At 39.5% G+C, this 20,630-nt stretch carries 20 protein-coding genes; 11 read left to right on the top strand and 9 right to left on the bottom strand.

What is annotated here, in order from left to right; genetic code table 11:
* Positions 1-195: 195 nt before the first annotated feature.
* The 7 genes from RMB06_RS11750 (at position 196) to RMB06_RS11720 (ending at position 9,615) form a co-directional block, all read left to right on the top strand.
* Positions 196-1,059, top strand: a complete 864-nt coding sequence (locus RMB06_RS11750; RefSeq protein ID WP_019767990.1) for a hypothetical protein — start codon at positions 196-198, stop codon at positions 1,057-1,059.
* A gap of 232 nt (positions 1,060-1,291) precedes the next feature.
* Positions 1,292-2,884, top strand: a complete 1,593-nt coding sequence (locus tag RMB06_RS11745; RefSeq protein ID WP_005066204.1) for a peptide chain release factor 3 — start codon at positions 1,292-1,294, stop codon at positions 2,882-2,884.
* A 69-nt stretch (positions 2,885-2,953) separates the two neighbouring features.
* Positions 2,954-3,796: a hypothetical protein gene (locus tag RMB06_RS11740; RefSeq protein ID WP_005066206.1), complete on the top strand. Its 843-nt coding sequence runs from the start codon at positions 2,954-2,956 to the stop codon at positions 3,794-3,796.
* Positions 3,797-3,886: 90 nt separating this feature from the next.
* Positions 3,887-4,828, top strand: coding sequence for an RsiV family protein (locus RMB06_RS11735; protein ID WP_081320320.1), 942 nt, complete (start codon positions 3,887-3,889; stop codon positions 4,826-4,828).
* A complete protein-coding gene (locus tag RMB06_RS11730) occupies positions 4,828-5,640 on the top strand; it encodes a TatD family hydrolase (RefSeq protein WP_069141781.1) in 813 nt (270 codons plus the stop codon). Before RMB06_RS11735 ends, RMB06_RS11730 begins: the two co-directional genes overlap by 1 nt.
* Before the next feature lie 124 nt (positions 5,641-5,764).
* The gene (gene acnA, locus RMB06_RS11725) at positions 5,765-8,521 is read left to right on the top strand and encodes an aconitate hydratase AcnA (protein WP_311079604.1); all 2,757 of its coding nucleotides are present in this window, start codon (positions 5,765-5,767) and stop codon (positions 8,519-8,521) included.
* A 332-nt stretch (positions 8,522-8,853) separates the two neighbouring features.
* Complete coding sequence (locus RMB06_RS11720) at positions 8,854-9,615, top strand: ThiF family adenylyltransferase (protein ID WP_068565093.1); 762 nt, start codon at positions 8,854-8,856, stop codon at positions 9,613-9,615.
* 63 nt (positions 9,616-9,678) lie between these two features.
* On the opposite strand, the gene RMB06_RS11715 is transcribed toward RMB06_RS11720, so the two are convergent.
* Positions 9,679-9,801, bottom strand: coding sequence for a hypothetical protein (locus tag RMB06_RS11715; RefSeq protein ID WP_081320321.1), 123 nt, complete (start codon positions 9,799-9,801; stop codon positions 9,679-9,681).
* A gap of 96 nt (positions 9,802-9,897) precedes the next feature.
* Here RMB06_RS11715 and RMB06_RS11710 point away from each other — a divergent pair, with 96 nt between their 5' ends.
* Complete coding sequence (locus RMB06_RS11710; protein ID WP_081320322.1) at positions 9,898-10,797, top strand: LysR family transcriptional regulator; 900 nt, start codon at positions 9,898-9,900, stop codon at positions 10,795-10,797.
* Between the two features lie 10 nt (positions 10,798-10,807).
* On the opposite strand, the gene RMB06_RS11705 is transcribed toward RMB06_RS11710, so the two are convergent.
* From RMB06_RS11705 to RMB06_RS11680, 6 genes are all read right to left on the bottom strand, one after another.
* Entirely contained in the window at positions 10,808-11,203 is a 396-nt protein-coding gene (locus RMB06_RS11705) for a hypothetical protein (RefSeq protein ID WP_311079751.1), read from the bottom strand.
* 169 nt (positions 11,204-11,372) lie between these two features.
* The gene (locus RMB06_RS11700; protein ID WP_032005238.1) at positions 11,373-11,891 is read right to left on the bottom strand and encodes a hypothetical protein; all 519 of its coding nucleotides are present in this window, start codon (positions 11,889-11,891) and stop codon (positions 11,373-11,375) included.
* A gap of 335 nt (positions 11,892-12,226) precedes the next feature.
* Positions 12,227-13,231, bottom strand: a complete 1,005-nt coding sequence (gene dusA / locus RMB06_RS11695; RefSeq protein ID WP_069141786.1) for a tRNA dihydrouridine(20/20a) synthase DusA — start codon at positions 13,229-13,231, stop codon at positions 12,227-12,229.
* A gap of 142 nt (positions 13,232-13,373) precedes the next feature.
* On the bottom strand, positions 13,374-14,564 hold the full coding sequence (locus RMB06_RS11690) for an MFS transporter (RefSeq protein WP_017387602.1): 1,191 nt from the start codon (positions 14,562-14,564) through the stop codon (positions 13,374-13,376).
* Positions 14,565-14,579: 15 nt separating this feature from the next.
* On the bottom strand, positions 14,580-14,990 hold the full coding sequence (locus RMB06_RS11685; RefSeq protein ID WP_069141787.1) for a RidA family protein: 411 nt from the start codon (positions 14,988-14,990) through the stop codon (positions 14,580-14,582).
* 68 nt (positions 14,991-15,058) lie between these two features.
* Positions 15,059-15,985, bottom strand: coding sequence for a DMT family transporter (locus RMB06_RS11680; RefSeq protein ID WP_017387604.1), 927 nt, complete (start codon positions 15,983-15,985; stop codon positions 15,059-15,061).
* Between the two features lie 238 nt (positions 15,986-16,223).
* On the opposite strand from RMB06_RS11680, the gene RMB06_RS11675 reads away from it, so the two are divergent.
* The 3 genes from RMB06_RS11675 to RMB06_RS11665 are packed head-to-tail and all read left to right on the top strand — an operon-like array spanning position 16,224 to position 19,144.
* Positions 16,224-17,351, top strand: coding sequence for a Re/Si-specific NAD(P)(+) transhydrogenase subunit alpha (locus RMB06_RS11675; RefSeq protein WP_069141788.1), 1,128 nt, complete (start codon positions 16,224-16,226; stop codon positions 17,349-17,351).
* Positions 17,352-17,362: 11 nt separating this feature from the next.
* Positions 17,363-17,677: a proton-translocating transhydrogenase family protein gene (locus RMB06_RS11670; protein ID WP_000230434.1), complete on the top strand. Its 315-nt coding sequence runs from the start codon at positions 17,363-17,365 to the stop codon at positions 17,675-17,677.
* 12 nt (positions 17,678-17,689) lie between these two features.
* Positions 17,690-19,144, top strand: coding sequence for an NAD(P)(+) transhydrogenase (Re/Si-specific) subunit beta (locus RMB06_RS11665; RefSeq protein WP_005079030.1), 1,455 nt, complete (start codon positions 17,690-17,692; stop codon positions 19,142-19,144).
* A 55-nt stretch (positions 19,145-19,199) separates the two neighbouring features.
* On the opposite strand, the gene RMB06_RS11660 is transcribed toward RMB06_RS11665, so the two are convergent.
* Together RMB06_RS11660 and rsfS are read right to left on the bottom strand one after the other, a co-directional pair.
* Positions 19,200-20,021 (bottom strand): SDR family NAD(P)-dependent oxidoreductase, encoded by an 822-nt coding sequence (locus RMB06_RS11660; RefSeq protein ID WP_069141789.1) that lies wholly within the window; start codon positions 20,019-20,021, stop codon positions 19,200-19,202.
* A gap of 207 nt (positions 20,022-20,228) precedes the next feature.
* Entirely contained in the window at positions 20,229-20,630 is a 402-nt protein-coding gene (gene rsfS, locus RMB06_RS11655) for a ribosome silencing factor (protein WP_001047580.1), read from the bottom strand.

The following is a 20,630-nucleotide window of genomic DNA, read 5'->3' as shown; positions in this document are numbered from 1 at the left end:
ATTATATATTTAATTGGCAATAGTTTACTTTTTTAAATATTATTAATTAATCCGTTGATTTGTTGAGATAATACACATAGTATCAACTTGTTAAGTATGGGTGTGCGGAATTTATTTTAGCAATTGAATGCAAAATTGTAATAAAGAGAGAGCCTATAACTTAACTATAAGAAAAACTTTTTACAGAGAATCATTATGTTAAAAAAATTTGAAGACTTTAATAATCCAAGAGAAAAAGCATTGCAGGGGATGAGAAATAGTATTCCTGCAAAACAATGGGATGAAAATTTACAATTTCTTAAACAGTTAAGAAAAACAATTGCAGAGTTACCAGTTTGTAATCATCCTGCTATTGAGCTGTTAAACGGTGGATATCTTGATAAACAACGTTTGACTCTTATCCATTTAGAATATCGTCATGCGATTGTACAAATTTTTACGGACGCTCTATTAAAGGCTCAATTTTTAACAAAACAATTGGAACCTAAACTCCACTCTGGAGCGAAGATGTATCCACGGGTATTATTAAGTTTAAATATACTTGATGAGTTTGGCTTTCGCCCTGGTTTAGACAAAGATAATTACTATCTGGGTAACCCTGAATATGCTCATTATCCTTTATATGAAGATTTACTTAATGATTATGGTTTAACGGAACTTGACCGTCGTAATTATAAACCATCAAAATTTGCAGATCAGGTTAGATCATTTTTAGAATCTTCTTATGATAGTTATATTAATGTCGTGGCATTATTGGCTGTTGCAGAAGAGGAAGTCATTCTTTTTAGTCCACCATTACGTCAAGCAACCAAATTCGTAAATATCGATGTTGAAGGTGGTGGTTACTACCATGTACATGGTGTATCTACGGATGAAACATCTGAGGCTGCTGATGACGATCATGAAGATGACTTGTGGTTTGCATTAGCACAAGCAATTACAAAAGATGATTATGAAAGCTTAACTAAGCTATGTATTGATTACTGTGCTTTATGGAATGAGTTCTGGGATGCACAAATTGCAGATGTTCAATTCATTGAAGAAAAGAAATTGGCATAACGATTCTGTTAAGTCTTAACTAAGCCCCATCTATAAACAGGTGGGCTTTTTTAATTGTAAAATTTCTAAGAAGTTAAACTACATACTCAGAAAAGATCTAAAAAGTTTGTGAATAACTCATGGCTTATCAACAATCATTAAACAGTTCTATAAATCTGCTACAATTACGCCAATTTTTATTTTGATCGACTTTAGGTCTTTGGCACTGCAATCTCCGCAGTAGGTGTATTTCATGAGTTTTAAAGATGAGTTAGCGGCACAGGTTGCTCAACGCCGCACATTTGCCATCATTTCCCACCCCGATGCCGGTAAAACCACCATGACAGAGAAATTACTGTTATGGGGTAAAGCAATTCAGGTTGCAGGGATGGTAAAAAGCCGTAAATCTGACCGCGCAGCTACATCTGACTGGATGGAAATGGAAAAAGAGCGTGGAATTTCCATTACTACTTCTGTTATGCAGTTCCCTTATAAAGGTCACACTATTAACTTACTTGATACACCGGGGCATGAAGACTTCTCTGAAGATACTTATCGTACCCTAACTGCAGTTGACTCTGCATTAATGGTGATTGATGGTGCAAAAGGTGTCGAAGAACGTACCATCAAATTGATGGAAGTTTGTCGTATGCGTGACACTCCGATCATTTCATTTGTAAACAAGATGGACCGTGAGATTCGTGAACCACTTGAGTTGCTGGATGAAATTGAGAATGTCCTCAATATTCGCTGTGTACCAATTACATGGCCATTAGGGATGGGGCGTGATTTTGCTGGTGTATACAATATTCTTGAAAACAAATTGTATGTCTACAAAGCAGGCTTTGGTTCAACTATTACAGATATTGAAGTACGCGATGGCTATGATCATGCAGATATTCGTGAAAAAGTAGGTGAGTTGGCTTGGGCGTCTTTTGAAGAGTCACTTGAGCTCGTACAAATGGCGAATGAGCCTTTGGACCGCGAATTATTTTTACAAGGTAAACAAACTCCAGTTCTATTTGGTACAGCATTAGGTAACTTTGGTGTTGACCACGTGTTAGATGCATTTATGAATTGGGCACCAGAACCTAAAGCACATCCAACACAAGAGCGTGTTGTCGATGCTAAAGAAGAAGGTTTTTCTGGTTTCGTCTTTAAAATTCAAGCCAACATGGATCCGAAACACCGTGACCGTATTGCCTTTATGCGTATTTGCTCAGGTAAATATGAAAAAGGTTTGAAGATGAATCATGTACGTATTGGTAAAGATGTACGTATTAGTGATGCATTGACATTCCTTGCGGGTGAGCGTGAACATCTAGAAGAAGCGTGGCCAGGTGATATTATTGGTTTGCATAACCACGGCACAATTCAAATTGGTGATACTTTCACAAGTGGTGAAAATCTACATTTCACAGGTATTCCTCACTTCGCACCAGAGATGTTCCGTCGAGTGCGTTTGAAAGATCCATTAAAGTCAAAACAATTGCAAAAAGGTTTGAAAGAGTTGTCTGAAGAAGGCGCAACTCAGGTATTTATGCCACAAATTAGCAATGACTTGATTGTGGGCGCAGTTGGTGTGCTTCAGTTTGATGTGGTTGCTTACCGTCTGAAAGAAGAATATAAAGTTGACTGCGTGTATGAGCCTGTAAGTGTTAATACGGTTCGTTGGATTCATTGTGATGATGATAAGATTCTCAATGAATTTAAGAAAAAAGCACATGATCAGCTTTCTATCGATGGTGGCGGTCACTTAACTTATCTTGCGCCAAGTCGTGTCAACTTGCAGATTATGCAAGAGCGTTGGCCTGATATTCAGTTCCGTAACACGCGTGAACACTAATCTTTAAGATTTGACAGACAGCTTCGAACAGAAGCTGTTTTGTTTTGAAAAATAAGAAAGGATGATGAAATGAATTTGAATAGAAAGACAGTTATTGCACTTTTAGTTGCGGTAATCATATTACTTTTAGCTATTTGCCTTTTTGTCTGGAAAAGCTTTCAACCTTCATCATCTTCTCAAATGAAATCGGCTTCTACCCAAAATCAAAATATAGAGAAAGCGGAAGTATTACCATTTCTAAACTTACAACAAGTAAAAGCTGATTATGCTTTGCCATTTTGTGAGAAGAAAAATTGTATTGATGTCGATATTCAAACAATAAAGACTCAAGATGCATGGCTAAATGAATGGATCGCGAAAAGTCAGGCTAAGGTAATTCAAGATCAAATTGATTTGAAAAAAGACTTAAGTTTGCAGCAAGCCATTAATGCTTATGTTAAAAAGTCTGATGAATGGCAAGATAAATATTCAAAGAATCGGGCTTACGAATTGCATCTTCATACACGTATTGCATCGCAGCGTAACCAATATGTTTTATTACAATTAGGACTTGATACCAAGCAGGAAGAGCTCACGATTAAAGACCGTTATTACTTTTTTGTGGCCGACCGCAAACTGCATAAGAGCTTAACTTTGTTAGATGTTTTGAAAAAAGATCAACAAACTACTGTGCATCAAATGGTGCAGGTGGCCTATCAAGACTGGTTAAAAAAGCAGACTGCTGACATAAAGAAAGAAGCACCAAAAACTTTATATTGGGGGCAGGCAGATTGGTTCTTTGATGGTGAAGGGGTTGGCTTACATTATCAGGCAAACCAGATTACTAAAGAAGCTCCACAGCTCGATATTTATTTATCTAAAGAACAGACCAAAAAAATATTACAACCCGAGGTTTATGAACAAATGTTTTAAGATGGTAGCAGAATTTGCAACCTCTATTTATATGCGCTAATTTCTTAGAAAGGCATAGCGTAATCTCCTTAGAATAAAAGGCAAAATATGATGTTATCTTCTAAAGCTTCACTGCGATTAACTTTGCTTGCTTCTGCTATATTTCTGGCAGCATGCCAACCTAAAGCTGATCCTAAGGATTCTCAAGAGCAGCAGAAATCAACTGTTCAAGAACAAAAGCCAGTAGAGTTGACTTTGAAGGGTGAAACAATTCCTAGTAAGGTGGTTTTACCTGATTGTGATGGTAAAACTTGTCCAGAATTTACGGTAGAGCGCTTACAGAGTAATTTTCCTTTTATTGACAAAATTATAGATCAACAAATCTTAAGTACACTAAATCAAATTTTAGAAATTGCTGAACCTGATGCTAAGGGCACGCAAGCGGAACAAAAAGCAGAAGCTTCAGCAGTTGCGGGTGCAGAGCAAAAAAATAGCTTTGATGCACAGGTGCAACGCTATGCAAATTCATTTATTGATTTAGATAATGAGTTAAAAGCTTTAAGTAGTAATCATCAGATTAATCTTTTAGTTAAACCTAAGATTTTGCAGGCTCAAGGTAAAGTTGTAACTGTAGTGCTTAATAGTAGTAGTTATTTAGGTGGGGCTCATGGCTCTGCTGCACAGCATTATTATAATTTTGATTTAAAAGAGCAAAAGCAAATTAAGCTTGAAGATTTATTACGTCCTCAGCAAAAAGCAGCTTTAGAGAAGTTAGCCCATGAAGCCTTTAAGACATGGGTGACGGATTCTAAATTGGCTGATAATGTTGCTGACTATGAACAAGCATGGCCATTTAAATTATCTAATAACTTCTTGTTGGGTGAGCAAGGTTTAATCCTTCAATACGGTGAGTATGAAATTGGCCCATACGTGGTTGGACTCCCTCGATTAGTCATTCCTTATGACCAATTGCAAGATGTGTTGAAAGAAGAATATTTGCCACAGCCTAAAGCTAAATCAGCTTCGGCACCAGTTGCAAAAAGTGCTGGCTAATGCATTTGTTCGATACCCATACCCATTTTGATGTTGCCGATTTTGATGAAGATCGGCAGCAACTAGCACTCGAGGCTAAAAAAGTGGGTGTAGATGCTTTGGTTTTAATTGGCTTTCTACAGTCACGTTTTGATGAGTTGGTGCAGACTCATCATCAGTTAAAAAGTTGGGAAAATGTGCCTACTTCTTATTTAGCACCAGGCTTACACCCGTTTTATATTGAACAGCATCAACCAGAGCATCTGACTCATCTTGAACACATCTTGCAGCAAGAAAACTGCGTGGCTGTAGGTGAAATTGGCTTAGATACTTTCTTAAAAGAACATAAGCAGCCAGATGTATATGCAAAGCAAAAACAATATCTTGCAGATCAGTTAGAGCTTGCAACCCAATACCAAAAACCAGTGTTACTCCACATTCGAAAAGCGCATGGTGATGTGCTTGCTATATTAAAAGCTCAAAAATTTAAATTGGGTGGTATTGCTCATGCCTTTAGTGGTGGGGTAGAAGAGGCAAAGGGTCTTATTAAGTTAGGTTTTAAAATTGGTGTGACGGGGCAGATTACCAATCCGAATGCAAAAAAACTTCATACTGTTGTGCAGGCTATAGGTGCAGAGCACTTGGTGATTGAAACAGATTGTCCAGATATGACACCGCTTTGCTGTCAAACCTCAACAGAACAGCGGACTCGTAATACCCCTGTTAATTTGCATTATGTTCTACAAAGTTTGGCTGAAAATTTAAATATGCCAGAGCCAGATTTGGCTAAGTTGCTGTGGAAAAACTCTCTTACTGCATTGAAATTATCGTAATAAAAATCAAAGATTAGAAATAGTAACTAAAACAAAACACAGCGATTAAAAAAGAAGCTTAAAGTAAGAAAACAACATGTAAAAACGTGAAAAATAACATTGCCAGACGTGGGAGGATAACCCAATGGCTAAGTATAGCAATATCAATAGTTTTAATGCTTTACAGACGCTAACAGTAGGTTCCAGCAATTATCAGATTTTTAGCTTAGCCCAAGCAGAGAAAACGCTAGGGGATATTGCCAAACTGCCGAAATCTTTAAAAGTATTATTGGAAAACTTATTACGGTTTGAAGATCAGCATAGCGTTAAAACCGAACACATCCATGCTTTAGCAGAATGGCTAAAAACCCGCACCTCAGATCAAGAAATTCAATATCGACCTGCACGGGTTTTAATGCAAGATTTTACGGGTGTACCAGCAGTTGTTGATTTAGCTGCAATGCGAGCAGCGATGGCGCAAGCGGGTGGCGACCCTGAAAAAATTAATCCCTTATCTCCTGTAGACTTAGTCATTGATCACTCTGTCATGGTCGACTATTTTGCCGATGATCAAGCTTTCGAAGAAAACGTACAAATCGAGATGCAGCGTAATGGTGAGCGATATCAATTTTTACGTTGGGGACAGTCTGCATTTAATAACTTTAGTGTAGTGCCACCGGGGACGGGAATTTGTCATCAGGTTAATTTAGAATATTTGGCTCAAGCGGTTTGGTTAGGTGAGGACAACGGACAAACCTTTGCTTTTCCAGATACTTTAGTCGGTACAGACTCACATACCACCATGATTAATGGTTTAGGTGTATTGGGTTGGGGTGTAGGGGGAATTGAGGCTGAAGCTGCTATGCTGGGCCAACCTATCTCAATGCTCATTCCTGAAGTCATTGGTTTTAAATTGACAGGAAAACTACCAGAAGGGATTACGGCAACTGATTTGGTGCTGACTATTACTCAAATGCTCCGTCAAAAAGGAGTTGTGGGGAAATTTGTAGAGTTCTATGGAGATGGTTTAGCCGATTTACCACTGGCTGACCGAGCGACCATTGCCAACATGGCACCAGAGTATGGTGCGACTTGTGGTTTCTTCCCGATTGATGAAGTGACTTTGGGTTATTTGAAATTAACTGGTCGTCAAAGTGATCGTATTGAACTAGTCGAAGCGTATAGCAAAGCACAAGGCTTATGGCGTAATGCGGGGGATGAACCTGTTTTCACCGATACTTTAAGTCTTGATATGAGTACTGTTCAGGCAAGTCTAGCTGGCCCAAAACGTCCACAAGATCGAGTGCTTTTATCAGAGGTGCCGAAAACCTTTAATGCGCTGATGGAGTTAACTTTAAAACCAGCCAAAGAAGCTAAAGAGCGTTTAGAAAATGAAGGTGGTGGCGGTACTGCTGTCGAGGCAAAAAAAGCAAATATCCAACATGAAAGTCCTTCTTGCGTGATTGAAGGAAAAACTTATCCATTAAATCATGGTGATGTTGTTATTTCGGCAATCACCTCTTGTACCAATACTTCTAACCCAAGTGTAATGCTAGCAGCAGGTTTACTTGCTAAAAAAGCGATTGAAAAAGGTTTGCAGCGTAAACCGTGGGTGAAAAGCTCTCTTGCACCAGGTTCTAAAGTCGTGACTGACTATTTGCTGGCTGCTGGACTTACGCCGTATTTAGATGAGTTGGGCTATAACTTGGTGGGATATGGTTGTACAACTTGTATTGGTAACTCAGGTCCACTACCGGAGCCAGTGGAAGATGCAATTCAATGCCATGACTTGAATGTTGCATCAGTACTTTCTGGTAACCGTAACTTTGAAGGACGTGTACATCCATTAGTTAAAACAAACTGGCTTGCTTCGCCACCTTTGGTAGTGGCATATGGTTTAGTTGGTAATATTCGTACCGATTTGACTACGCAACCTATTGGGCAAGGTAAAGATGGACAACCTGTCTATTTAAAAGATATCTGGCCAAGTCAGGCAGAAATTGATGCTGTCTTACAGAAAGTAAATACAGAGATGTTCCATAAAGAATATGCTGCGGTGTTTGATGGTGATGAAAGCTGGCAATCCATTCAGATTCCGAAAAGTAAAACTTATGAATGGGCGGATGATTCGACTTATATCCGCCATCCGCCGTTCTTTGAAGGTATTGGTGAGCCTCCCAAACCAATTAAAAATATTGAACAGGCACGTATTTTGGCAGTGCTTGGTGACTCGGTAACAACTGACCATATTTCACCGGCAGGTAATATCAAAAAAGACAGCCCAGCAGGTCGATATTTGCAAGAGCAAGCTGTTGAACCAAAAGACTTTAACTCCTATGGTTCTCGACGCGGTAATCATGAAGTCATGATGCGAGGTACCTTTGCCAACATTCGTATTAAAAACGAGATGTTAGGCGGTGAGGAGGGTGGTAATACGATTCATGTGCCAAGTGGTGAAAAGCTCGCTATTTATGATGCTGCAATGCGTTATCAACAAGAACATACACCGCTTGTGATTATTGCTGGTAAAGAATACGGAACAGGTTCTTCACGTGACTGGGCTGCCAAAGGAACGAACTTGTTAGGTGTAAAAGCAGTCATTGCTGAAAGTTTTGAACGTATTCATCGTTCAAACTTGGTGGGTATGGGCGTGTTGCCATTACAGTTTGTTGATGGGCAAACTCGACAATCTCTCAACTTAACTGGTCATGAGGTGATATCAATTCGAGGTTTGTCTGATGGCGTTCAGCCTCATCAAATTCTTGAAGTTGATGTAAAAGGGCCGAATGGAGTCGCCAGCCACTTTAATGTATTGTGCCGAATTGATACGTTAAATGAGGTTGAGTACTTTAAGGCAGGTGGTATTTTGCATTATGTACTTCGGAATTTGATTGCTGGTTAATTTGGCTAAGTTTGCATAGCCTTGTAATGAGGGTGCTTTGGCTAATGTTGGGTATATAGCCATATCCTTACTTTTTAAGGATAAAAAGTAACAAAAATCCTTTGTCGGGCTGACGGTATGTCCTTATACCGCAGCCCAACTGAGCGGCATCCATGCCGCCTGCCACACTAGTAATCAATAGTTTAAATCTTAAGCCGTATAATTTGATTAATAATCATAAGACTTGTCGTGAGTTTAAATATTACAGTCTCAAGTTTTCTTTGATCTAAAATACACTTTCTTCTGAAAAGCAGTAAAATACTCTCCGTGTTTTATATCCCCACAGAGTAGCAATGACCGATATCCAACAAGATGAATATGACCGCCGTTTTGCAGGTGTAGCCAAAGTTTATGGTGATTCATCGTTCCAGCACTATGAAAAAAGTCATGTGATGGTGATTGGTATTGGTGGTGTCGGTAGTTGGGCAGTAGAAGCTTTAGCACGTACGGGTATTGGCGAAATTACATTGGTCGATATGGACGTGGTTGCAGCATCAAATGTAAACCGTCAGCTACCTGCAATGACCTCAACATTAGGCTGTGAAAAAGTTGAGATTATGGCAGAGCGTTGTCGCCAAATTAATCCACATATTAAAGTAAATATTATTGATGACTTCTTAACGCCTGAAAATGTCCCAGAGCTTTTAAACCCTGTACCAGACATTGTTTTGGACTGCATCGATGACGTTAAAGCTAAACTGGCTTTAATGCTGCATTGTCGTTTTAATAAAATTCCTTTGATTGTTTCAGGCGGAGCAGGTGGTAAGCTCGATCCACTTAAAATCCGCGTAGCTGATTTATCAAAAACAGAACAAGATCCGATGTTAGCGAAGCTACGTAGTCAACTTCGTGCTCGAGGCATCTGTAAAAAGCCAAAAGAGAAATTTGGTATTACCTGTATTTACTCAATCGATAACCCATTTTCTAGTGCAGATGTTTGCCCATCGGCGGGATTACGTTGTGGTGGCTATGGTTCAGCGGTAGTGGTGACTTCAAGCTTTGCTATGATTGCTGTGGCTGAAGTTTTGAAAAAGCTTGATTTAAAGAAAGCCTAATTTAAATATTGAAAAGGCATGAGCTTATGTGAGTGCATGCCTTTTATTTTTGAGAGAAACTATTTAATCATACAGCTCTATGTTGTCTTGCTGGGATTGTGTGGGTAGCTGCTGATCATAAAATTTAAAGCACCATAAAATTAGAACAACAACGGTGAAGATGGTGAGCCCTTTTAAATACTTCATGAATAATTCAATCAAGTGAACAGTCTTGATAAAATTCTAGCGAAGGCTATCTATCTAATCTAATATATAAAATAGACCTAATAATCTAATTTTGAGATGATTATGCTCACATTAAAACAATTCCAATATTTTATAAAAATTGTTGAAGAAGGGAGCTTTACCGCGGCTTCAGAGAAACTATTCATTGCTCAGTCTGCTTTAAGTCGGCAAATGAAGTTATTAGAGGAAGAAATTGATTTTCAGCTATTTGATCGTACTGATAAGAAAGTAAAACTCACGGCGGCAGGAGAGGTCTTCTATAAAAAAATTAAAGATAATATGCATTATTTAAATGAGATCATTGGAGTTTCTAAGAATATTGCAGAAGGAAAAAATCGTCAGATTAAAATTGCTCATTCGAGCAGTATTATTATGGATGATAAAAAGATCCAGATATTAAAAGAAATTAGCTTAACGCAACAAATCAATTTTGAGATAAATACCTTGTCATCTGAGCATCAGATTTTGGCTTTACTGAATGGGGAAATTGATATTGGTTTGATTAGACCGCCAGTTCTGCATACCCTTGAAGAAATAACGACCTTGAAACTATATGAGCAGCCATTATTTGCAGCTGTTTATATTGATCACCCTAAATTTAAAGAAACACAAAGTATCCAGATAAAAGATTTAAAAGATGAATATTTTGTTTCGACTCCACATCCTAAGCGGGGAGGTTTGAGTTATTTAGTTTCAAACTTGTGTATAGGGGCTGGCTTCTGGCCTAAAGCAGCGACGATCCAATCACGTAAGCTAAACCAATTACAGTTAGTTGCTGCAAACTTGGGTATTAGCATTGTTCCCCAAGAGTTTGAGCAAATATTACCCCAAAATGTAAAGTTGATTCCTCTAGAAAATAAGAATCTTTTATCTGAAGTGGTTTTAGCTTACAGAACTAACCAGAGTGATCTGATTCAACCTTATGTTGAGCAGATCTACCATCTGCTGGAAGTGTGAGCTGAAATAATTATTGTGGCCCAATATGTTCACTAATAGAAAATGTATATTCCGTATCACCTTGTAATTGACGTTCCTGAGATAGGATGTCCATTTTGGGATGTTTATGCTGGTAGAATTCTAAATTGATACAACCACTATTGTTAACCTCATAGCGAATATAGTAACGATCCGGCTCTAGATAAAATATTGCTTCTTCAAATGAGTGCAAAGATAGAATTTTCTTCTTGTCGTGATAAATCACAGAAGGACAGTCTAATATTCCATTTAAATATTGTTTTCGTATCACATGGATTCGAGCTTGAGGAGTCGTCCCTTTTAATAAATATTGAGGTTGGTAAATCCGTTTTTCGGGTACTTTTTTAAAAACCTCTATAATGTTTGTATCAGAGGCGGCATAAGTCATGCTAAACGATGTCAGTAAGTAAAAGCTCAGCAGTATTCTTTTCATAAAGTTCCATCATTATTTTTGATAATTACAATATGAAAATAAAGCAAAAAAGAAGCCAAGCTGGGTTTAAAACACTCGTTTGATCAGTTGTTTGAAACAATTAAAGCAATTGAACATCTAGTTCTTAGGTAGACTGCCCTAGTCGATAATAGGTATACGTTACGCTGTCATCTTTATAGACGTCATAGCTATTTTGTTTGAAGTCAGAGACCCATTCACTTCCGGTGTATCCTGCGATGTGTCCATAAACGTGGTTGCGGGTTCTGTGAATGATGTAAATGTCACCTTCTTGAGGTTCGTCGAAGGCTGGATCAATTTGTTTATAGCCAATCTTTTTGAGGGTATCGCCCCAATCTGAAGCTGCGATTGGGTGGTTTTCAACATTAGCACCAGCAGATTCGAGTGCAAGACGGATACTACGTGCGCATCTAGCTTTACTGCGTCTAGAAGTTACGCTTTCTAATTTTTCTACAAACTTTTCTACATCGATCGGTGGGTTGGTTGAAGTTTGAGTTTGATGATTATTGGGTTTCATGGTGAAAGGATAAGGGAGGCTTGGTGCACTGTGCGATACAACAATGGCTGCCTGATTTGAATCCTGATACATGTAATTATCAGCTACTTGTCCGTCATAAATAATCATCGTGAAATCTCTACCGTGCTACCCATATCCATATTAAAAAAATCACCACCTACCTGTGGCGTTCAGAGATACTAATAGGCGTATCTTAAAAGTTTTGTGTATGTTATGTAATAACGTATCTTTTTTCCAGAGGTGCCTGCCTTGGAGCGAAAATATACTTATCAAAAGAAGTGGTCAAAAATAGTGAAATTTAAATTATTGATATCATTGTAAATAAATAACTAATCAGAGCTTAAATTTGAATATTTTTTTCCAACATTTGCGAATATACTCAAAATCTAAGTCTCTGATTTAAAATGCCACATTTTCTTACAATTTAAGAAGTCGTTGTCAACTTAAACCTGCTGCTCTTTTACATACTCTTCAGTGCGAATCATAGCTGCTCGCATGTTCTGAATTGCATTTTCAACATCAGCTAAAGTTTTTGCGTTTCCGCCACTTAGCGCCTGACGCCATTTACGAGCACCCGGTAAGTTTTGGAATAAACCTAAAATATGACGTGTAATGATTGAAAGGGGAGCACCTTCAGCCATGCGTTGCTCAATATAAGGTAGCATTTGTTCCATAATATCGAATCGATCTGGTGCTTCTAAATTCCAAAGTTGGCCGAGCTCAGCAAGTAGGTAAGGGTTATGGTAGGCTTCACGGCCAATCATGACACCATCAACGTGCTGTAAATGAGCTTGAGTTTCGGCAAAGGTTTTAATTCCGCCGTTAATTTCAATAGTCAGATGGGGGCGTTCTTGCTTTAAGCGGTATACATCTTCGTAGCGTAAAGGAGGGACTTCTCGGTTTTCTTTTGGAGACAAACCTTTCAAAATAGCAATACGGGCATGCACAATAAAATAAGTACAACCTGTTGCAGCGACAGTATCTACGAAATTTAGCATTTCTTCGTAAGATTGCATGTCATCAATACCGATACGGTGCTTTACTGTTACAGGAATCTTTACTGCTTTTTGCATATTGTGAATGCATTCAGCAACCAAGTCTGGCTCTGCCATTAAACATGCACCGATTTTATTGTTCTGTACGCGGTCACTTGGGCAGCCTACGTTGAGGTTGACTTCATCGTAACCCCAGTCTTCGGCCATTTTTGTGCAGGTTGCAAGCTCTTGTGGGTTTGATCCGCCAAGTTGCAATACGATCGGGTGTTCTTGAGCACTATAGTCTAAATGACGTTTTGCATCGCCAAAGAGAATCGCGCCTGTAGTCACCATTTCTGTATAGAGCACAACGTTTGGGTTAAACAAGCGTGCAAAGAATCGGTAGTCCTTTGTAGTCCAGTCCATCATAGGTGCGACAGAAATACGAGGTTGTAACGATTGAAGTGATTGCATAGCCAATAGACCCAAAAGTCGCTAAATTAATGAAAGGGCAGCATTATACGGGGTTTAGCCCTGAATCGACAGTGGCATTTAACCGAGTAATTTATAATCACCCTTATGTTGAATATAGAAAGATGATTTATAACAATTTACTTCATGAGTGAGCGAGCTGCTTTTTTTGTAAGAAAGCATCAATGACACTAAATAAAATACAAAGCAGAACAAGAGCTACACCTGCAACACATGTCATAGTCCACCCGCCATGATTCCAAGCAAAAATCCCTAAGGCAGAGCCACCAGCTCCTCCAATAAAATAAGTTGTCATATAGATGGCATTAATACGAGATTTAGCATCTGGACGTAAACGGAAAATAATGCTCTGGTTGCTGGTATGAACGAGCGCGAGTGCTAATTGAATTAAAGCAAAGCCAATAACATAACTAGAAAGGAGGGTTTGTCCGAAATAGAAACAAAGCCAGCTCACCAAAAACAGTCCACAACCCATCCAAGTGAGTAATCGTGTGTAGCCTTGGTCGGCATATTTACCAATATAGCGTGTTGATAATGCCCCAAAGATACCGACTAGTGGGACCAGTCCGATAAATAGATCGGGCAAATGGTGTGCCGAAGTCAAAAGTAAGGCGATGGTAGAATATAAAATACTTACTGCGGCAAAGGCGAAAGCGCCTGTAAGCGCTCTTAATAATAGTCGCTTTTCCTCTTTTAAGAGTTGAGCCATGGAAACAAATATTTGTCCATAGTTCATTTTCATACGTAAGACATAAGGTAGGCGGCTTTTTAAGGTAAATGCCAATAGAAGCATTAATACGCCGCTGACGACATACACTACTTTCCAGTGGAAAAGGTTGGAAAATAAGCCAGCTAGACTGGTAGAGAGTAAAATCCCGACCAATAAGCCACTCATTAAAAAACCAATGATCTCGCCAGTTTTTTCGGGTTTTACGGTCATTGTGGCAAGTGGGATCAGGACTTGGGCAGCAACAGAAAACAATCCCGCTAAAATTGTACCAATCCACAACATGGGTAAGTTCACCGCAAAAGCAGATGTAAATAGACCAACTGCGCAAAGCACCATCAAAAACGGAATAGCTTTGGCTTTATTGACAATATCACCCAATGGGACAATAAAGAGTAAACCGAGGGCATAAGACACCTGAGCAAATGTCACTGTTAAAGCGGCTTGTGCTTGAGTTACAGCAAACTCTTGCTGAATAGAGTGAATTAGAGGCTGACAATAATAATTCACACCTGCACATAAACCGCATGCTGCTGCCATCAACCAAAGCAAAGGTTTATTTTGACTGATATCTTCAGGGGTAGACATGACGTTCTCTCAGTTTTATTGGGTGTATGCCGTTGCTTCAACTTCAATAAGCATGTGTTCTAGTGCAAGGCGCGGCACAGGAATAAGTGTACAGGCAGGAAAAAGATGATTTTTCCATAAATTTTGCATAATTTTAATCAAAATTTGATGTTTTTCGACCGAGTGGTCAACAACTAAAACTCTCAATACAGCAATATTGCTAAGCTCTGCATTGGTTGCTTCTAAAGCATGTTGAATATTATCAAAAACTTGGTTCGCTTGTTCTTCAAAACTTGGGCTTAATTCACCTTGGGAATTTTCGCCTCCTTGACCTGCTACATGAATAATATTCTTAAAGCTTTCCACTACAGCAACATGACTATAAGCGTTTGGCGTTGGATTATATAAAGTTGATGGATTTATGATTTTAAAAGTTTCTTGACTCATTGGAACTCAACCGTTTATTAAAATTTAGATGAGTATCCAACCTCAACTTAAGTTGAGGTCAAGAGAATTTAATGTTTTAGTCTTTTCTTTCTAAGTGTAATCATCATGACGCCGACAATATTAAGAAGGCAGCCAACCCATTGCCACATATTGAGATGTTCATTTAAAAAAGCAACAGCAAGCAAAATCGTTAAAACTGGTCCAATTGATGCGATCATCGCAGATTGAGAGGCGCCTAATCGCTCAATACTTTGCATGAGCATAACGGTGGGTAACACGGTAACTAAAAAGCCTAAGCCAATGCCATACCAAATTACACTAGAAGGGAGTTGTAATAGAAGTTGAATCGGATGAGGTGTACTTAGTGCGTAATGAGTTAATGTACCGATACAAGCCACAGTTAAGGCTAACCCTGTGAAATTCCAAGAGCCAAATTTCTTAATGAGAGGTGGTGTCAGCAACAAATAGCCGGCGAAAGCCACGGCACTTGCAAATACGAAACTTGTCCCTAACCAGAAGTTGCCCTGAATTGGTGCGTTGTTGTGCTCCTGAAGCATAACCAGCACGGTTCCACCATAACTAAGAAAAATGGCAAAGAAACTTTTTACATCTAATTTTTGTTTGTACAGTAAGCTTGATACAATGACTGTAAGCGTGGGATATAAAAATAGAATAATTCGTTCTAAAGAGGCGCTAATAAACATGAGGCCCATGAAATCGAGCCAACTTGCAAAATAGTAGCCTAATAGACCGGCAAAAATTAAAATTAGCCAATCCTTCTTTTTTATGCCCTGATTATGATGCCTGTTAAACCAGCAAATTAATAGAAAGAACGGTAAAGCGCTTAACATACGTAAAGCCATCAGGACCGTACCGTCTACTAATGGAGAAAGGGCATAAGTCTGTTTAATAAAGATTGCTTTGGTACTGAATAGAAACGCAGAGCAAAGAGCAAAAAAAGACCCGATTTGAAACGAAGATAAAGAAATTTTCATATACAGGACTGTATAAGAGAGACTATTGTCTGCAAAAAAAGAAAAATCCTCCTATGTTACACCTCTAAATAAATATCGTGAATCATCAGTTCAAAATATGGGTATTTATTAAATAAATAGTGGGTGGTATTTTAAAAAAGTTCAATTAGAATCCAAATTCTGTACAAAGAATACACATGGGGGAAACATTGCAGCTTGCAATGTTTTTGACAATGAGAAATTAGCTTGAGGAACGCTCATGCAGATCGGAATCCCAACCGAAACTGTCGTCGGTGAAAATCGTGTAGCTGCTACGCCAGAGACAGTAAAGAAGTTGATTAGCGCTGGTCATAGCGTTGTGATTGAACGTGGTGCTGGTGTAAAGGCTGCGTACATTGACAGTGCTTATGAACAGGTCGGTGCAACCATTACGGATGATGCCTATACGGGTAGTCAAATTATTTTGAAAGTTCGCGCACCACAGGGCACGGAAATTCAGAAACTTGCAGCAAATACCGCTGTTGTAGCAATGTTTGATCCTTATCGTAACACCGAGCTAGATCAGTTTGCGAATCAACAAGTGTCTGCTTTTGCTTTAGAACTGCTTCCTCGTACGCTTTCTCGTGCACAAAACATGGATGTGTTGTCTTCTCAAGCAAACTTAGCTGGTTATAAGTCGGTTTTACTTGCTGCTGCTGAATATCAACGCATGTTCCCAATGCTTATGACTGCTGCGGGTACTGTAAAGCCTGCGCGTGTTGTGATCATGGGTGTTGGGGTTGCTGGTCTTCAAGCGATTGCAACTGCAAAACGTTTAGGTGCAATTGTTGAAGCGACAGACTTACGTCCTACGGCTAAAGATCAAGTTGAGTCTTTAGGTGGTAAGTGGTTAGACGTCCCAATGTCTGAAGAAGAGCAACAACGTGCAGCAGATGCCGCTAAAAATGGTTATGGATGGATGCCGGGTGAGCAATACATCAAAGACCAAGCTGCGATTGTAGATAAAGCTGTTTCTAATGCTGATATCGTGATTACTACTGCATTGTTACCAGGTCGTGATGCGCCGCGTCTGATTAAAGCTGAAACTGTTGCCAAGATGAAACCGGGCTCTGTCATTTTAGATATGGCTGTTGAAACTGGTGGTAACGTTGAAGGCTCTAAAGTTGGTGAGACTGTGTTTACAGAAAATGGCGTGAAAATTTTGGGTATTCCAAATATTCCGGCAACTGTAGCAACAGAAGCTTCTGCATTGTATGCGCGTAACGTTTTTAATTTCGTAGAGACCTTATTCGACAAAGAGAAAAACTTTGCGATTAATCAGGAAGACGAAATCCAAAAAGCCCTATTGGTCACTCATGGCGGTCAAGTACTGCTTAAGCGTGGTTAAGGAGATTTCTCATGGTTGAAACTATTACAATTTTCGTCCTTGCCATCTTCGTAGGTTATTACGTGGTTTGGGGTGTTACGCCAGCTTTGCATACACCACTTATGGCGGTAACCAATGCTTTGTCATCTATTATTGTGGTAGGTGCGATGTTGCAAACTGTAGGTCTGCCAGTTTTAGGTGTAGATGCTAACGTTGCATTTCAAAGTGTGAATGTGGTGAGCGTACTCGGTGCGATTGCAGTATTTTTGGCAAGCATTAATATTTTCGGTGGCTTTGCAGTAACTGCACGCATGCTGGAAATGTTCAAGCCTAAGCAAAAGAAATAAGAGGGCTTTGACATGGAATTTATTCAAGCAAATGCAAACTGGTTGTACCTTGTTGGCGCAATCCTCTTTATCTTGACGCTTCGTGGCTTATCTGGCCCTAAAACAGCAATTCAAGGTAACCGTTACGGTATGATCGCAATGGCGATTGCAGTTGTAACAACCTTCTTTGTTGCGAATAACCCAGTTATTTGGATGATCGTTGGGGCAATGGTGTTAGGTGCAATCGTGGGTATTGCGCGTGCACGTACAGTGCCAATGACTCAAATGCCGGAAACTGTTGCGCTTATGCACTCATTGGTGGGTTTGGCTGCGGTATTAATTGCGATTGCTGCAATTTTACATAACAACCAACTTACTGAACTATTCGCTCAAAATGAGGCGGCTTTAACAGCAGCTGGCGTGCAGCATGCACACATGAGTAAGGTTCATTTATTTGAATTGTTTGTTGGTTGTTTCGTTGGTGCGATTACCTTTACTGCATCTGTGTTTGCGTATGGTAAATTGGCTGCGAAAAAATGGGCTAAAACAATTTCTGGTGCATGGGTTAAACCTGTTCAAGCACTTATCTTTGTTGCGATGTTGGCTTGTGGTTTCTACTTCTTTACAACTGGCAACATGACTGCTTTCTGGGCAATGACAGCACTTGCACTTGCATTTGGTTGGGTTTGGATTGCACCGGTCGGTGGTGGTGATATGCCTGTAGTGGTATCGCTTCTTAACTCATTCTCTGGTTGGGCAGCGGCAGGTATTGGTTTTACTCTTGAAAACAACATGTTGATCGTTGCAGGTTCGCTTGTAGGTTCATCTGGTGCGATTCTGTCGTACATCATGTGTAAAGCAATGAACCGTTCGATCATCAATGTATTGTTTGGTGGAGCAATGGGTGGTGCAGCAGTTGCATCTGCAGATAAAGGTGAACAAGTTCAACGTAACTACCGTTCAGGTTCTGCTGATGATGCTGGCTTCTTAATGTCAAATGCGGACAGCGTTGTGATTGTACCGGGTTATGGTATGGCGCAAGGTCGTGCTCAAAATGCGGTAAAAGAGTTGTGTGAACTTTTGAAAGAACAGGGTGTAACGGTTCGCTTTGCAATCCATCCGGTTGCAGGTCGTATGCCTGGTCATATGAACGTACTACTTGCTGAAGCGGACGTAGCATATGAAGACATTTTGGAAATGGATGAGATCAACTCAGACTTCCCTGCAACTGACGTAGTACTTGTAATTGGTGCAAACGACGTTGTAAACCCAGCTGCAAAAGATGATCCAAGCTCACCAATTTATGGTATGCCGATTCTTGAAGCTCATAAAGCGCGTACAATCATGGTGATTAAGCGTTCTATGGCAACTGGTTATGCTGGTCTAGACAACGATTTGTTCTATAACGAAAAAACAATGATGATCTTTGGTGATGCCAAGAAAGTTGTTGAAGATATGACAAAAGCAATTAACGGTACAGGCCACTAATTTGCTTTGAAATAAAAAAACCACCTTCGGGTGGTTTTTTATTTGAGCTGGTTTTTTAAAGAAATTTTTCTACAAGATCCATAGATTGTTGATACAGGTCACGTGCCAGTTGCTGGTTTTTAGCGTGTGATGATTTCCAGTCTGGCATATGTGCACTCACATATTCACCATTACGGTTCTGCCATGCATCTCCAGTTGCCATTTCTGTAATGAGTTTTGCTGGAACTGAGGTTGGGACTAAGCCTAATTTCATCGCCGCATAGACAGGTTTGGGTAAGTCGCGATAAATATCAGAAGCGACACCGCCCGGATGTAATGCATTATTGGTAATTGAACTTCCGGCTAACTGTTCTGCTAATGCATTGCTGAATAGCAAATTCGCAAGCTTTGATTGACCATAATAGAACAGGGGATTGTAAAAGCCTTCTGCGCGAAATTTATTGGGTTTAATTGAACCAACCCAGTGAGCAATAGATGCAAGATGGATAATGCGCGCTTTAGGAGATTGTTGTAAAACTGGGAGTAGTTTTTGAGTTAATAAAAAATGACCTAAATAATTAACCCCAAATTGTTGCTCAAAGCCTTCACTGGTCAACTGTTTGGTTTTGGCAAATAAGCCTGCATTATTAATGAGTACGTCAAGGTTGCCATAGCGATCAGCAATTTCGTAGGCAGCTTTTCTGGTTAATTCAAGACTGTTTAGATCAAGAGAAACAATATCGACTTGTCCTTGGTTGAGTGGGCGTAGTTTGTTTTGTGCCTCTTGCGCTTTTTGAGGATTTCGACACGCCAAAATCACATGTTGCCCTTGTTTTACAAGTTGTTCTGCTGTGGCGAAACCTATGCCCGTATTAGCGCCTGTAATTAATATCTTCACTTTCTGTACTCCAGTTATGCTATTTATTGGTGGGGACTTCAAGAATTTGTATAGTGCTGCAAATTTGACAATTTGTCATGTCAAATTTAGATATATGTGATGATTGGTGTTTTGGGGAATAGGTGCGGGTATTTGAAATTAATTAAAGTTGCTGTTATATAAATAAAAAAAGCGGCTCAAAAGAGCCGCTTTTTTTAAAGCAAAATTTTAAGCAACCGACTCTGGAGCGGTACGCCATAAGCTTTCTAAATCATAGAATTTACGAGCTGTTGGTAGCATTACGTGTACTACAACAAAACCGAGATCAATTAAGATCCATTCTGCATCTCGTTCGCCTTCAACGCCAATCGGGCGGAAACCGGCTTTTCGAGCTTCTTCTGCAACATTGTCAGCAAGTGCTTTGACATGGCGAGTAGAAGTGCCACTTGCAATTACAATAGCATCAGCGACATTGCTAATTGAGCTAACATCTAACTGGAGAATATCTTTTGCTTTTACATCAACTAAAGCGTCGTGGACGACTTTGAGACAAGCTTGTACGTCTTTATTTGAGGTGTTCATTGCGAAATCGTGAGAATTAGACACGCTGGGCGATGGTTCTAAATTCAT

The organism is Acinetobacter sp. V104_13 (genome assembly GCF_031798995.1).
Lineage (GTDB): Bacteria > Pseudomonadota > Gammaproteobacteria > Pseudomonadales > Moraxellaceae > Acinetobacter > Acinetobacter pittii.
Note: the sequence above shows the minus strand (reverse complement) of the source record. Positions and strands in the feature narration are given on the sequence as shown.